The organism is Zobellia roscoffensis, from assembly GCF_015330165.1.
Classification (GTDB): Bacteria; Bacteroidota; Bacteroidia; order Flavobacteriales; family Flavobacteriaceae; genus Zobellia; species Zobellia roscoffensis.
In genome coordinates, this window is sequence record NZ_JADDXT010000002.1 from 26,627 (window position 1) to 40,609 (window position 13,983).

Below are 13,983 nucleotides of genomic sequence, written 5' to 3' on the forward strand. Positions count from 1 at the left end.
TTATGGAAAATAAAATACTTACACATCAACAAATTCAACATAAAATTGAACGTATAGCCTATCAGATATATGAGGCGAATGTTGAAGAAAAAGAAATTATTATTGCGGGTATTGATGGCGGTGGACTCAACTTTGCAAAAAAACTACAGCGTGTTCTTAAGAAGGTAACCGAAGCTGAAATCACTCTCTGTAAGGTGCTGATGGATAAAGAAAACCCCTTAGAGAGCGGCGTTACTACTTCAATTCCTGAATCTGAATATACTGATAAGTCAATTGTGCTGGTTGATGATGTCCTTAATTCCGGGACTACCCTAATTTATGGTGTACATCATTTCTTAAAAACACCTCTTAAACAACTTAAGACTGCTGTTCTAGTAAACAGAAACCATAAAAAATACCCGGTAAAAGCCGATTACAAAGGCATATCCCTGTCCACCTCTTTACAGGAACATGTACACGTTAAGTTTCAGGCTAAGAATGATATGGTATATCTAGATTAAAATAGACTCCATTTCAGTAACAATTTCCTGCGGATCTTTACCATCGCAACTGATCACCTTGTTTGCCTGATTGTAAAAATAGCTCCGTTCAAAGAGGTGCTTACCAATAAATTCAGGTAATTCCTCTTTTGGAATATTTCTAACTAATGGCCGCTCATCCTTCTCTTTTAAAAGACGCTTGGCCAATTGAGGTATGGATACTTTTAAGTAGAAGGTGTTCTCTGTTTTTTCTAGCATGGCCTGCATATTGTTTCCGTAGCAAGGGGTTCCACCCCCGGTAGACAATATAAAATTATCGTTTTGGGCCAGCACTTCATTCAAGTATTCATATTCTTTCTTTCTAAAATACAGCTCCCCTTTATTTTTAAAAATATCGGAAACGGACATTTTTTCGGCCTGTCCTATATAATCATCAAGATCTATGAATTCTAAGTTTCTTTTTTGGGATAGCAACTTACCAATTGTGCTCTTTCCACTCCCCATATACCCTATCAATACTATTTTCACAATTTTATTTTGATACAAAAGTGGCTTATTTTCAAGGGATTTCAAAAAAAAAGAAATTTATCTTAAAAAGGGCTTGGAAAATAAAGTAATCGACTTATATTTGCACCCGCATTGAGGGAAACATCCTGATATGTTATTGACCTGGTAGCTCAGTTGGTAGAGCATCTCCCTTTTAAGGAGAGGGTCCTGGGTTCGAGCCCCAGCCAGGTCACCACTAAATAACAGCCTCTTCAACAAAAAAAGAGGCTTTTTTATTTAATTGTGTGAGCTGTTTTTTTTGAAATTGCGCATGTAATAGTTTATTGACATTATGACCTGGTAGCTCAGTTGGTAGAGCATCTCCCTTTTAAGGAGAGGGTCCTGGGTTCGAGCCCCAGCCAGGTCACTATATTGGATAGATTCTAAGACAAACAAAACCTCATAAATCTAATGATTTACGAGGTTTTGTATTTTTTACTTCAAATCGTATAATTGTGTTTATGCAAATATTGACCTGATTTCTACATTAAGGTTTTGATGTCGTTAATCAATCGCTCTATTTCTTTATCGCTAGTTCCATCATAGACGCCACGTATCTGTTTTTCCGTATCCACCAAAATGAAATTTGGGGTATGTATAAAATCTTGAAGTCCCCCATCGCCTTCATTTATTACAGCAAAATAACTCTTCCGGGCAAGGTTGTAAATATGTTTTTTTTCTCCTGTTGTAATATTCCATTTACCATCAATTGCTCCATATTTTTGAGCGTAAGCTTTTAGAACAAGAATGCTATCCAATTCCGGTGTAACCGATAAAGAAAGAAACATAACATCAGTTTGCTTAAGAAAAGTATTTTGCAACTTTTCCATATTATTTGACATAACTGGGCAGATGCTAGGGCAACGGGTAAAAAAGAAATCGGCCACATAGACCTTGTCCTTGTAATTTGCTTGGGTAATAGTTTCCCCGTTTTGGTTAAGCACTTCAAAATTTGAAACCGTATGCCCTTTTACTTCATTATGTAAACTTGTATCAACTAGGTCTGGATTAAAATCAGATGGATTCAAAATCGGCAATTCCGACTTCTTATTTACTAAATAAATAAGTACAGAAAATGCAACCAACAAAATTCCTATGCCTATTTTTATCTTCATAATCTTTGCATTAAGAATGTGCAATAAATTCTTTGGCCTCTTCAACTTCACGTCTTACGCTATCTGAATTCTTAGTTAATGCGATAAGTTGTTTAAAATAGTGAGTTGCTTTTTCCAAATTACCCGAATTTTTGGCTGCTATGGCTGCACCATAAATTCCATTAAATCTTTTAGGCGTCTTACTTAAGTTTTCTTCATATGCTATGAGTGCTTCATCTGGTTTATTCATTTCCAATAGCATATCGCCCAATAATTCTATGGCAGGCAAAACATCACCCGGAGAGAGTGGGTGCAAGCTCGTTTTTCGCTCTAAAGCAACTGCTTCTTGCATCAAAGCCAATCCATTCTCCGTATCTTTTTGTTTAAAAAACAACCAAGCTTGTGCCGTTTTCAGTTGAATTTCGACTTGGTTCACTTGAATGAATTGCGAAGGGTCGTTTTCTGCAACCATGTTCTGATACAATTTTGCAAGCGTTTTTATCTCTTTTTCTGCTAAATCATAGTCTTTAGTATGTGACGCACCCATCGCCTTGGCAAAATGGTGTATCGCATTTTGCCATGGAAATGCTTCCCAATCTAGACCCGTTTCTTGAAGTTGTAAATTTGCTGCCCTCTTCCAATCTTTGTTTTCTAGTGCTAATCTAGAAGGAATTGCAGCAATCGGATACATAACGGCTGTAACGTTTAATGGATAAACAGCTGTAGAAGCATTAATTAAATCATATTGCTCTTCCGCGCGAATATTGTCACCTTGTTGTAGATAAGCATACACCAGATAATCTATAGCATGTAATTCTTCAAAGAAACCTATATCAATGCCCATTGCTTGTTTGTAACAACGTGCACTTTCAGCTGATTGAATGTTAGATTGAACAGACTCTTCCCAAATACCGAGCCTGGTAAAAATATGAGAAGGCATGTGTTGGGCATGAGATGACGAAGGTGCTATTTTTGCATACCTGCGAGCAGTTTCCAATCCCTTATGCGCTAAAACAGGGTTGTCGTAATTATGAATGATGTAGTGGGCAATACCTGGGTGATTAGGATTATCTTCAAAAAGACCTTCCAGAATTTTACCCGCTTTTCGTTCATTTTTATAGGCTGTTCCAGACCTTTCACGGGTTGAATATAAAGCTAAGGTATAAAAAATAGCAGCTTCAACATCTTCGAGATATTTGAGATAGATTTTTTCCATTTCCTTTTCAAAGCGTTTGGCTCTAGTTGGGTGGTCTACATTTTCCCAATCGGTATAAAAAGCATCTATGGCGTTGATGTAATCGCGTTGCTTTTCATCCATAGATAACTCTTTAGCAACAGCTAATACTTGTGCGCCTTTGAGTAAATCTTTTTCGGAAGGCGGAAACCAAGCCGCATGATAAATACTCATGGCAACGCCCCAATAGGCCATTGGGCAATTTGGGTCAGCATCTATCACTTTTACAAATGCCTTTTCGGCATCGGCATATTGAAAGGAATGTAATAATGCAACAGCCAAATCAAAAGTTTCCCGAGTTTCATAATTACAGGATAACGAAAATTTTAATTCCCCAAATTGACCATTACCACAGAGTAATAAGTCTCCCCTTAAAAAATCTATAGAGGTCAATACACTATTTTTAGGTGTTTTATCTCTACAAGAAGTTAGGCATACAAACACACCTAAAAGAAGTAATACATTTTTTGGTTTCATAGTTCCACTATATTTAATTTAGGAAATACGCTAGGTTGGGGAACTATTTAATAGTACTTGTAAGATACATAATTTAAACTACTTTAACAGAAGCACAAATGGTGTGAACCCAATCTTTAACTACTGATTTACAATTAATTAAAATAGAGTAAACTTAAGTTTATAGGCTTCCTCCATTGTTCAATTATCATTCAATACTATACTTAGCAACTTGTACATTCGCACAATACCCAACTTCATCAGAGTCTGGATGAGTACCTGGTCCAGAATCAAAACCAGAAGTACACCCACCATCCATAGTTTGTATCTGGTCTAGTATCATTCCTGATTGAACTGGGCCATGGGTACGTAATGCTAAATGAATCTCACCTGTCATAGGGTTATCAAAATCAGCATCGATACTTTTAAAAGCGGCAAAAATTTCGGTTCCGGTTTCTCCGGCGACATGACCTGCCGCAAATGTAGAAACTGGCGGACCTGGAGTTTCACCAAAGATTACAAACCATAAGGTATAGGCATTATTCGGGATTAGATCAGTGGTTTTGAAATATGCAGTAACACCATCAATATCACGGTGAAGTGTTGACATAGACCCTGGCACTACTGTTTCTGTAGAATTGGTTATAACTGCTTCATTTGAGCCATCTGGGGCATCAGTACCATCCATACCGTCAGATCCGTCCATTCCATCGGCTCCATCAATTCCAGCGATACCTTGAGGACCTTCAGGACCAATTGGGCCAATATCTCCTTCTTCCGTACAAGAAGCAAATAATAAAGTTAAAATTAGAATTCCGTAGCTAAAAAATTTCATTGTAGTTTTCATAATATATGTTTTTATAATTATTATGATACAATGATATTCCGCTTATCAAAAAACGGCATTTACCATTTTTTCAAAGCCAAGGAGTAATGTTGAATCGGAAATAAAAAACTTGTACTATTATTGCAAAAACATGCAATGTTTGATTTTTAAGTGTTAAAAATCAACTATTTACAAATACTGCTTGGTACAAAGCCATATTCCTCTTTAAAAGCTCTGCTGAACCATGATGGATCATTAAATCCTACGGCATAAGCAACTTCTGAAACCGTTTTGTCGGTGGTTTGTAGCTGCTCTCTTGCTGATTCTAAGCGAATAGTGCGAATAAAAACAGCTGTTGACTTTCCTGTAATTGCTTTTAATTTACGATATACCTGCGATTCACTTAAGCCTAATTTTGTACTGAGTTCAGAGACGCCAAAGGTAGAGTTATCTATATCTTTATGTATAAGTTCTATGACTTTGGTAATGAATTTGGTTTCAGCATTTATAGGCTGTTTTGCCATTATTTTAGATACTTGGCCTAACTGGAACTTGTTTATTAATTTCTTCCGTAGAAAAAGTAGTTGCTCCAATCGCGCAAATAGTTCTTCTTTTATAAAAGGCTTGGTTAAATATGCATCCGCTCCGTGAGTAAGTCCTATAACTCGATCTTTTGTAGTTACTTTGGCCGTTAATAAAACAATAGGGATATGATCGGTACGCTGATCCTCTTTTAACATGCTGCACACCTCGTAACCATCTTTACCCGGCATCATTACATCAGAAATAATAATATCCGGAATGTGTTCAAATGCCATTTCTAAACCTTCAATACCATTGATGGCATGCATCGTCTTATATTGGTCCTTTAAGCATTGTTTTAAGTAATAGGCAACGTCTTTATTATCTTCTATAACTAGTACTAGCGGTAAATCCTCATCCTTAGTATCTGCTTTTTGACTATTTTCTGAATCAACTCTCTCCGTTACTGACTCATGACTCAGCTTTAAGGACTCAATAGTAGTTTTTGGAGCATTTTGTGTTATAGGTAATTCTACTTTAAAAACACTGCCTTCGTTCGGTGTGCTTATAACTGAAATTTGCCCTCCAAACAGTTGAACCAATTCTTTGGTCAAAGAAAGGCCAATACCGGATCCTTCTCCCTTTCTTGTGTGAGCTGTATCTGCTTGATAAAAACGATCAAAAACATGTGACAATTCTTGTTCTGCTATGCCTATGCCCGTATCGGTAACTTTTATGACCAAATTCATATCGGCATCATTCTGGATATGAAGAATGATTTTTCCCAAAGGAGGAGTAAACTTTATCGCATTCGAAAGCAGGTTGGAGATTATGGTAGCCAATTTCTGAGAATCTATATCCATCATTAATTCATCAATTTCTGAATATACCGTAAAATGGATGTCATCTTCTTGAGCGAATGAATGAAAACTCTCGCCTAAATATTTAATGAAAGGTATTACATTTATTTGCACTAGACTCGTTTCCATACGACCACTCTCAAGTTTGGAGAGATCCAGCATTTCATTTACCAACGACAGAAGATTGCTGCCATTTCTATGAATCATTTTCACTGCATTTTTTATGGGTGGATTCATTTTGGTCTGTAATTCACTTTCCAATGCATCTGCCATTCCAAGAATAACCGTGAGCGGTGTTCTAAATTCATGAGTAATATTGGAGTAGAAGCGACTTTTAAAATTGTCTAATTCTTGCAATCGAAATACTTCAGACTTTTCTTTTTCCTTTTCGATTTTCACCTTCACGGATTCCTTGTGCATCATATTATACTTATCCGCCAGGGCAAAAGAGAAAACGATAGATTCTACTGCACCAAAGGCAAAGTAACTAGATGGAGATCTGAAATAATTAAAAAAATCTGTTTTAGGTAAAAAGTTAAGCAAATCGAACCCAGCGTAGTGTGTAGCTGTGATAACGACCCCTATTAGAATAAAAAATTGACCGACAATAAGAAACCTGGCTTTGGCATACCCTTGAAAATAGCATTTGAAGGCTAATATTACACAACATAATGTGGCCAAATTCCATATCATAACACGGGTTATACCGGTAAAGTGATATATGCCAGTTACATTGGCCAAAAATTGAAGAAAGATTAAGACCATGAAAACCTTTAACCCCCTATCCCAAATCGGATGCCTGTCCTTTATCAATAGAAAATTTCTAACGAAATTGATATATGATATCGCTAGTATCGGTTCTGAAACCTTCTTTAAAAAAAATGGAAATGACGGGTTGTTAGGAGTGAAAAATTGCACCCATTTCGATGGCTCTGCAGTAAATAATGTAGCAAAGCTAAAAGCCAGAAAAAGGATATATAATGAATACCAAAAATAGGTCCTATCCCGCAGAGAAATAAATAAAAATAGGTTATACAACGCAAAGCCAAACATGATACCAAAGGAAATACCATCTAAGTAGTTGGTAAATGTTTTACTTTCCAACGCAGCTATTGTTGACTTGATAACAAGGTTTATGTTGTCCTCCCTTCGGAACTGACCCCCTGACTCAAAATTGACGAGTACAACATACTCCGTTTGTGGGAGGATAAGAAACTTGTGATTATTAGGGTTACTCAATATTCCAAAAGGAATGACTGTTACGTTCCCGGTCGAATCACGAAAATAAAGCGTTACATAATCCCAGTAATTAGATGCGAAACTCAACCATTTTTCGCTTTTAGTTGTATTAGCCAAATTAAATTTGGCCCAATAGTTATGTAACACGGGTTTTGCATCTGCAGAATTAGGTTCAAACAAATCATCTGAATTAGCAAATAATGATTCTGCTGACCATTGATGTTGTTCATCACTCATGACTTCCAATTCATCAATCAATGTCATACTCCAACTAGAACTTGCAGGGATTTCTACCCGTGTTTGAGCCTGGATACTCAATTGTATAAAGAATACAAGGAAAAGTCCCAGCAACTTATATAATGAGAAATGAATAGCTAAAGAACTTGATTTAACAGTTGACCTAAAGGCGCTTGAAAGAACACTGCCCCAAAACAAAAGCAAGCTGCAAAGTATATTTTTAAGGTTGGACTTATTGGATATGAACATATAGGTTGAATTAAATCCAATGAAATTGATAGGGGGCATCAATGGCTTTGATACTGGAAATTAGCGGAATAGTTCTTATGCAAGATAATAAATTAAACAAGGCCCTTTTAATTTGGTAAAAGTTGATTTAGAATGAATTACAGCTTAATCCGTTTCGTAATTTTATGAAATTAATAATTACAAAAGCCTCTCCTATGAGATTACAAATTGGGAGGATTATCATACTTTCCAACTAGTGTCTTATAAAAGTTTACCTTCAGCATCCATTCTTAATCTCTTTTCTAGCGTGCCTTTACCAAGCTTAATTTTATATACATCTTCAATCCCCCTTTCTATAGAATAAGAACTTTTATATGTATTTTCAAGCACATACCATCCAGGATGAGAACTATAAATTATATTTCTAACGGGAATAGGAAGGGCAACATCCTTAAAGGTACCCATAGAATATTTTATTTTACCTTTAGAGTCAAATGTGACGTATATTTTACCTTTTGTTTTTCTAAATTTCATATGATAGTTTCCTCCACCACCCTTAAATAAAGTTGATGCGAACAGATTAAAGTTTGCCACGGAATACTGTAATTCTAGAACTCTGGGCGATACAGTGCCTTCTTTTACCTCGTTGTAGTAATTTATGTTCTTAGGAACCTCTCTAATTTTCTCCGTTGTAATTTCTAAATTTAATTTATTACTTGTGCCTTGAGCATATCCTACAGTAACAAATCCCAATATCATCGCGTTAATCAAAAATGTTTTCATAATAATTTATTTAAAGATTAATTATGAAACAATGATATTGTACTTATGAAAAAATGACTTTTACCATTTTTTCAATCACTTGGAATAATAATGAATGGGAAATAAAAAGCTTGTACTATACTTGCAAAACCGTGCAAGATAAATACACAAATATTTAATAATCAGTTGTTTACAAAAAATCAGTCATTGTAATACCGCGGTATGTAAAAATTTAAAGATTATTGGCATTTATATTCTGCTAGTTCATTTAAGATACACATACAATCCTGTGAGCCATTCGGTATATACTTTGAAAGTTTATATTTTATTTTTTGAATATCAATTTGTTGAGAAATAGGTTCGAGCCCCAGCCAGGTCACTAATAATACACAACCAATAGCCACAAAAAATCCAACCCTATTCTATATAAACTAGAATAGGGTTGGATTTAGATAAAAAATAAGCCTTAAATAATTGCTCTTACAAGCTTACGCCTCGCAACTAGCACAATCTTTTTTCTGCTTGAACTTTTGTGCCGCATTCATGCTATGTTGATAGTAGAGAGATTTTAACCCTAGTTTCCATGCGGTTACGTGAATCTTGTTAATCTCTTTTACCGGCATATCTGGATGCACTATTATATTTACAGATTGACCTTGATCAATATGGTTTTGACGGTTTGCCGCTTGATAGATAATATCCATCTGGTCTATTTCAGAATAGGTTTGAAATACATCTTTTTCAAGTTCCGTTAAGAACTCCAAATGCTGTACAGAACCATCGCGCTCACGAATGCTGTGCCACACCTCTGTTGTATTCTTTCCTTTTTCTTCTAATAATTCCAATAAAAAAGGATTTTTAATGGTCGTTTTAACCTTGGCAATATCCTTAACGTAAATATTTGACCAAATTGGCTCAATACCTTGTGATACCTGTCCTAAAATAAAAGCAGAAGATGTTGTTGGCGCTACTGCATTTAAAGTTGCATTACGTCTACCATATCCTTTAAGAACTGCTGGTTCGCCAAACTTAGCTGCCAATTCTTCGGAGGCTTTGTATGATTTCTCTTTTATTCCTTTAAATATTTCACTATTTAGATTAAATGCTTCTTGGCTATTAAAAGGCAATCTTTTGGATTGTAATAATGAATGCCATCCTAAAACACCTAAACCAAGAGCCCGGTTGTCTTTTGCAAAATTATAGGCGCGTTCCATAAAAAGGAAAGTCTGTCTGTCTTCGCGAGAATCAGAATCACGGTACCTTTCTAATTTTTCAATAAACTCTGTAATAACGGCATCTAAGAAATATACCATGGTTTCAACGGCATCCGTATCTTTCCACTTATCGTAATGCAAAACATTTACTGAGGACAAAACACATACAAACGACCAATCATCATTTGATGGCAACATTATCTCCGTACAAAGGTTACTTGCATATATAGGCAAATCCTTTTCTTTATATACGTTTGATGCGCCGTTATTGGCATTATCCGTAAAGAATATATATGGATAGCCCATCTCTCCCCTACGCTGCAATACTTTTGCCCAAATGGAACGTTTTGCGGTATCACCATCAATCATTTCCTGCATCCATTTATCAGTTACTGTCACCCCATGGGTCAACTCCTGAATAGGATTTCCTTCCGTACCAATTTCTAAGAACTCCATAATGTCTGGATGCTCAATAGGCAAATAAGGAGAGAAACGACCACGACGAACAGAACCTTGGCTAACAACATCTACCATAGATTCAAAAAGCTGCATAATATGTACAGCGCCTGAAGCTTGACCATTATTTTTAACCTCAGCACCACGATGTCTAATTTTTCCAAAATAGCCAGACGTACCTCCACCCATTTTAGACATCATACCAACTTCTGATTGGGTGTATAAAATATTACCCATATCATCATCTATATGCGACCCGAAACAACTGATCGGCAATCCTCTTTCTTTTCCAAAGTTTGACCATACCGGAGATGCCAAAGAGAAATACCCTTCTGACATGTAACCGAAAAACTTATCGGAAAAACCAGGCATATCCAATAATTGCTCTGCTCTATCCGCAATTTCACGAATACGTTCTTCTGCAGTTACGCCTTTGGTTAAATATCCTGAATTTAAAAAGTTAAGACTGTGGTCGGTAAGCCACTTAAAACCGCCGTTCGGTTCTTTCTTTGTGTTTTTAAGAGCTTCTTTTCTTGCATTTACAAGTTGGTCTTGCTCTGAAATTGTTTCTTTAATTTGTGTGGTGGTAGTGTTTAATTCGTTCATTTAAAAAAGATCGTCACTGGTTATACTTTGGGTTCGTTTACTATAATTGATAGAGCGCTTTACAAAGAAATCGCCATGTTTGGTACCTATAATTTCATCATCAAACCATTCTGTTTCTGTCAATAGTTTGTCATCGACATCAAAAATTTTGTCTATTCCAATACTACTCAGAGAATTATTGAATCGGTTTTTAATAAATTCATTTATTACTATTTTTGGTAAGAAGTCTAGTTCTCCTTTCTCAAAAATCCAATCTACTATTTCACTTTCGGCAATGAATGCTTCATGGCACATATCCTGTATCATGGTATGGTATTCCGCATCAAACCAATCCGGATTTTCATCCTTGATAATTTTAATAACATCAATGCCAAAATCCCCGTGAATCTGTTCCTCCTTGGAGGTAGCTTCAACCACGTTTGAAATGCCCTTAAACATATTTTTGTGCTTGTTGAAAGCCATTATTATCAAAAATTGAGAGAAAAGGGAAACGTGCTCAATGAATAAAGAAAACAACAAAATTGATTCGGCATATTCCTTATTGTCTACACTTTTTGCATTCTTAAGCGCCGTTTCAAGGTATTGTACACGCTTCATCATCACCGGCTTTTTCTTCAAATTTTTGAACTCTGCGTTAAGTCCTAAAATTTCAAGTAAATGCGAGTAGGCATCGGCATGACGTACTTCACTTTCTGCAAAAGTAGCTCCTACAGAACCGATTTCCGGCTTGGGCATTTTATGATAGATATCTCCCCAGAAGCTTTTTACAGCAACTTCAATCTGAGAAATAGCCAACATTGCATTTTTGAGGGCATTTCTTTCCGACTCTTCTAGACCTGCTTTAAAATCCTGAATATCACTAGTGAAATTAAACTCAGAATGTATCCAATAGGAATGACGAATGGCAGGCACGTATTCATACAATTGAGGATATTCGTATGGTTTTAAATTAATACGCTTCTCAAATATATTCGATTTTCTTTTTTGAGCCTGTTCATTACGATACAAGATGTATCCTTTGGCAACATCAAAAAAGCCACCTTCCATTAGCTGATTTTCAACAAAATCCTGCACTTCCTCCACGGTAGGTACATAATTTTCGTCTAGTGCACTTCTTTCCAATAATGAAGCATGAACGTTGTTTGCAATACGTTCTGCATCGTTAGGACCTCCATGTGACGCTGCCGTCATGGCTTTCATTATTGCTTCGGTTATTTTGTATAACTGAAACGGTTTCTTAGTGAAATCTCTCTTTATGAGATGTGTAATTTGCATAGGTAATGGGTCTTAGAATTCTTCTAAAGAAGAAGTATAAAGGTCGGTTTTAACTCTCTTTATTTTTCCTAAAACAAAGTAATGTTTTCATAGTTTTATTAACAACGGGCTAAAAACTTCAAAACCAATTGTCTTTTAGAGAGTTGCATGAAAATGAAAAAAATGACACAATTCAATCGGCTTGGATAGATAAAATACTACATGCAGCGAGTAATTACAATAACTCTAAATTTTGACTTTTTTTAGGTTATTATTGAATTCCATTTAGTTAGTAACTCTTGTTTCAAAAACATGTAAAAACATTTGTAAATGATTGTATCTGTATGTAACTACTACCTTTTGCTATAGTTTAAGACCATCACAAAAACCTTCAACCTCTCTCCTACCCAACTGTATTGTATTTGAGTGTGTACTCTTTATTTTGGCTGATTACATTGCTCTCCTAAAGAAAGATAGAAAATACAAAAACCGATAATATTGAGCCAAAATTCAGCAACTGAGGAAATTCTCCTCACACCAAATCATAATTATTTTACAATAAAAGACTATTACTAACTCAAAATCAATACCTTACACACTTACACCTCGTATATTTTTTAAAAGGCATGCTCTTTGCTCTTAAGAGTATTAACCTAAATCAGTTGACGAATCTATCTGAAAATCAAATAGATAATAACACTTGTGATTTTAACGAGTCTCACCTACACCAGCTATTTGTGAACGGCAACTGACAATAGCAAGAATAAAAAAGCTAACTATAGTATTAAACAAAAGTATCATCACAAATTCTTTTAAATACTAAAAGTTAAGTTTTTAAAACAGCCATAAACCCTGAACCTAAAACAACCTAATTAACCCATTATCAAAAAACAAAAAAATCCAAATCAGTAACAGCTTTTTATTAAGCAGGAGAGCAAATCAATTTGCATATAAAGAATAACTAAAAACAACAATCATGAGTAAGAAGCTATTATTGCCGACAGATTTTTCAAAGAATTCGTTGAATGCTATTCAATATGCTATCAGACTCTATGCAAATACGGATTGTGATTTTTATATCCTTAACACCTATGCCAAAAACACTAGTGGCTTAGATAGTCTTACGCTTTTGGATCCAGATGATGCATTCAACAAACTATCTGAAAAGCGTTCAAAAGAAGGTCTTGGCAATATTCTTACCCGTTTAACTTTCAAAAAAGACAATCCTAAACATCGTTTTCATGTTCTTTCGCGATCCACGCTCTTTTTAGATGCCGTAAAAGATATCATTGAAAATATGCAAATTGATATGCTCATAATGGGTGCAAAAGGAATAGCCAATACACAAACAGGAAGCTACGGTAAGACCACCATTTCCACAATTGAAAATATTAGAAAATGCCCAGTTCTAATTGTGCCAAAAAAAGCGACTTTTGGGGATTCAAAAGAAATTGTTTTTGCTACGAACTTTAAAACGGACTTTAATCTTTTTGATATACAGCACATAGCGGATATTGCAAAAATCAGCAACTCTAGTATTCAAATATTAGGTTTAAAAGAGAATGATACGCTAGATGCTCAACAAGAAAAAAACAAATCAATACTAGAGACTTATTTTAAAAACATTGACCTTCATTTTAATATGATTCATGACACCAAAATGAACATTGCATTACAATGCTTTGTACAAATTAAAGCCAGTGCCATGATTAGCTACGTGAACAAGAAACAGACTTTCTGGGAAAGTATGGGTTTTGGAAAATGTACTTTAGAAAAGTTGGGTTATTTTGATGACATACCTATTCTTGCTATAAATGATAGATTGAAATATTCAGAAAATAGTACTTTATTCAACACCAAAGACGAAATTTGGGATGAAGTTTCTCCCTTATACGAAAGCCAACCTGAATCTAACGCCTCTTAGAATTTTTTTGAAATAAATACATTAGTCATATCCTTGCCAAAATTCT

At 35.4% G+C, this 13,983-nt stretch carries 10 protein-coding genes and 2 tRNA genes; 4 read left to right on the forward strand and 8 right to left on the reverse strand.

What is annotated here, in order from left to right:
- Window positions 1-2: 2 nt before the first annotated feature.
- The gene (locus IWC72_RS00125) at window positions 3-500 is read left to right on the forward strand and encodes a phosphoribosyltransferase family protein (protein WP_194524251.1); all 498 of its coding nucleotides are present in this window, start codon (window positions 3-5) and stop codon (window positions 498-500) included.
- On the opposite strand, the gene IWC72_RS00130 is transcribed toward IWC72_RS00125, so the two are convergent.
- Window positions 492-1,007, reverse strand: coding sequence for a shikimate kinase (locus tag IWC72_RS00130; RefSeq protein WP_194528432.1), 516 nt, complete (start codon window positions 1,005-1,007; stop codon window positions 492-494). The genes IWC72_RS00125 and IWC72_RS00130 overlap by 9 nt on opposite strands.
- A 138-nt stretch (window positions 1,008-1,145) precedes the next feature.
- On the opposite strand from IWC72_RS00130, the gene IWC72_RS00135 reads away from it, so the two are divergent.
- Window positions 1,146-1,221: transfer RNA gene (locus tag IWC72_RS00135), tRNA-Lys, on the forward strand.
- A 98-nt stretch (window positions 1,222-1,319) separates the two neighbouring features.
- Window positions 1,320-1,392: transfer RNA gene (locus IWC72_RS00140), tRNA-Lys, on the forward strand.
- A 115-nt stretch (window positions 1,393-1,507) separates the two neighbouring features.
- Here IWC72_RS00140 and IWC72_RS00145 read toward each other — a convergent pair.
- From IWC72_RS00145 to IWC72_RS00175, 7 genes are all read right to left on the reverse strand, one after another.
- Window positions 1,508-2,140 (reverse strand): SCO family protein, encoded by a 633-nt coding sequence (locus IWC72_RS00145; protein WP_194528433.1) that lies wholly within the window; start codon window positions 2,138-2,140, stop codon window positions 1,508-1,510.
- Between the two features lie 10 nt (window positions 2,141-2,150).
- On the reverse strand, window positions 2,151-3,830 hold the full coding sequence (locus IWC72_RS00150; RefSeq protein WP_194528434.1) for a tetratricopeptide repeat protein: 1,680 nt from the start codon (window positions 3,828-3,830) through the stop codon (window positions 2,151-2,153).
- Window positions 3,831-4,017: 187 nt separating this feature from the next.
- On the reverse strand, window positions 4,018-4,656 hold the full coding sequence (locus tag IWC72_RS00155) for a collagen-like protein (protein ID WP_194528435.1): 639 nt from the start codon (window positions 4,654-4,656) through the stop codon (window positions 4,018-4,020).
- 164 nt (window positions 4,657-4,820) lie between these two features.
- The gene (locus tag IWC72_RS00160; RefSeq protein ID WP_194528436.1) at window positions 4,821-7,742 is read right to left on the reverse strand and encodes an ATP-binding protein; all 2,922 of its coding nucleotides are present in this window, start codon (window positions 7,740-7,742) and stop codon (window positions 4,821-4,823) included.
- 240 nt (window positions 7,743-7,982) lie between these two features.
- Window positions 7,983-8,504 (reverse strand): hypothetical protein, encoded by a 522-nt coding sequence (locus tag IWC72_RS00165; protein WP_194528437.1) that lies wholly within the window; start codon window positions 8,502-8,504, stop codon window positions 7,983-7,985.
- Between the two features lie 467 nt (window positions 8,505-8,971).
- Window positions 8,972-10,759, reverse strand: coding sequence for a ribonucleoside-diphosphate reductase subunit alpha (locus IWC72_RS00170; protein WP_194528438.1), 1,788 nt, complete (start codon window positions 10,757-10,759; stop codon window positions 8,972-8,974).
- Complete coding sequence (locus IWC72_RS00175) at window positions 10,760-12,034, reverse strand: ribonucleotide-diphosphate reductase subunit beta (RefSeq protein ID WP_194524254.1); 1,275 nt, start codon at window positions 12,032-12,034, stop codon at window positions 10,760-10,762.
- Between the two features lie 955 nt (window positions 12,035-12,989).
- Between IWC72_RS00175 and IWC72_RS00180 the strand changes: the two genes are divergently transcribed.
- Window positions 12,990-13,937, forward strand: coding sequence for a universal stress protein (locus tag IWC72_RS00180; protein WP_194528439.1), 948 nt, complete (start codon window positions 12,990-12,992; stop codon window positions 13,935-13,937).
- Window positions 13,938-13,983: the final 46 nt, after the last annotated feature.

Coding starts and splice junctions, on each gene's coding strand:
- IWC72_RS00125 (WP_194524251.1), top strand. CDS start 3: ATGGAAAATAAAATACTTACACATCAACAAATTCAACATAAAATTGAA.
- IWC72_RS00145 (WP_194528433.1), bottom strand. CDS start 2,140: ATGAAGATAAAAATAGGCATAGGAATTTTGTTGGTTGCATTTTCTGTA.
- IWC72_RS00150 (WP_194528434.1), bottom strand. CDS start 3,830: ATGAAACCAAAAAATGTATTACTTCTTTTAGGTGTGTTTGTATGCCTA.
- IWC72_RS00155 (WP_194528435.1), bottom strand. CDS start 4,656: ATGAAAACTACAATGAAATTTTTTAGCTACGGAATTCTAATTTTAACT.
- IWC72_RS00160 (WP_194528436.1), bottom strand. CDS start 7,742: ATGTTCATATCCAATAAGTCCAACCTTAAAAATATACTTTGCAGCTTG.
- IWC72_RS00165 (WP_194528437.1), bottom strand. CDS start 8,504: ATGAAAACATTTTTGATTAACGCGATGATATTGGGATTTGTTACTGTA.
- IWC72_RS00170 (WP_194528438.1), bottom strand. CDS start 10,759: ATGAACGAATTAAACACTACCACCACACAAATTAAAGAAACAATTTCA.
- IWC72_RS00175 (WP_194524254.1), bottom strand. CDS start 12,034: ATGCAAATTACACATCTCATAAAGAGAGATTTCACTAAGAAACCGTTT.
- IWC72_RS00180 (WP_194528439.1), top strand. CDS start 12,990: ATGAGTAAGAAGCTATTATTGCCGACAGATTTTTCAAAGAATTCGTTG.